Here is a 986-nt window from a genome sequence, read left to right on the forward strand (position 1 = left end):
ACACCATACTGACGACAAGTCTCGAAGCACTTACACAACAAACTAGCCTTGAAGACCAAACAGATGATGTACCAAAAAAACCTTTCCCTACTAAATTTACGAATAGGGTAGATAAAAATGCGTTGGGTGAAGAAGGCGAATCTTATGTATTTGATTTTGAAAAACAACGAGTTGGAAATACTCACCCTCGTTTAGTGAATCAAGTCAGGCTGTTAGCAAGTCAGAGAGGCATAGGCTATGATATATCGTCAGTAGAAGCTAACGAGGATTTAGAAAACCCTGAGTTTTTGCGAATGATTGAAGTCAAAGCAACCAAACGAGTAACCGCTCCCAATATAGGCGATGATAGTTGGATTGATACAATAAATCTGACAAGAAGAGAGTGGATGACTGCTAAGCAGCATCGTACAGCTTATAATATATATCGGATTTATTTCACCCCTAGCGCTACAGTTATCCGAAAAATAAATAACCCTTATGGAAAGCACGAACAAGGGATTATTGATGTTGTTGCAACAACTTACCGAGCCGATTTTAAATCAGTGGCTATTGATAGAGAATATGTATGAGTAAGCAGTCTAAAACAACTATATTGCAAGAGAAGCCATTAACCGTTGCTTCATTTTTCTGTGGATGCGGTGGTTCTGATTTGGGTATTATAGGCGATTTCGATTTTCTTAATCAGCACTACCCCAAGCTACCTGTGCAAATTAGCTATGCCGTAGATTTTGATAAATATGCAGTGCAAACCTATAATGCTAATTTTTCGCATCCCGCTATATGTGCAGACATTAAAGATGTAGTGCTAGAGAGTATTCCAGATTTTGATATTTTGATAGGCGGCTTCCCATGTCAATCATTTAGCACCGTCAATCCAACTAAAAACACCAACGATGAGCGAGCCAATCTTTATAAAGAATTGGTCAAAACCCTGATGCTAAAGCAACCAAAATTCTTTATTTTTGAAAACGTTAAAGGTCTAATGA

General features: G+C 38.0%; 2 protein-coding genes. Both read left to right on the plus strand.

Translation table 11 applies throughout. From position 1 onward, the window contains the following. The coding region (locus tag JMY06_RS11675; RefSeq protein WP_201618413.1) for a DUF3883 domain-containing protein at positions 1–569 on the plus strand (569 nt) is incomplete at its 5' end. After that, positions 566–986, plus strand: a 421-nt coding sequence (locus JMY06_RS11680; protein ID WP_201618414.1) for a DNA cytosine methyltransferase, incomplete at its 3' end; no start/stop codon positions are given. The genes JMY06_RS11675 and JMY06_RS11680, both read left to right, overlap by 4 nt.

This window comes from Psychrobacter urativorans, assembly GCF_904846675.1.
GTDB classification, from domain to species: Bacteria; Pseudomonadota; Gammaproteobacteria; order Pseudomonadales; family Moraxellaceae; genus Psychrobacter; species Psychrobacter urativorans_B.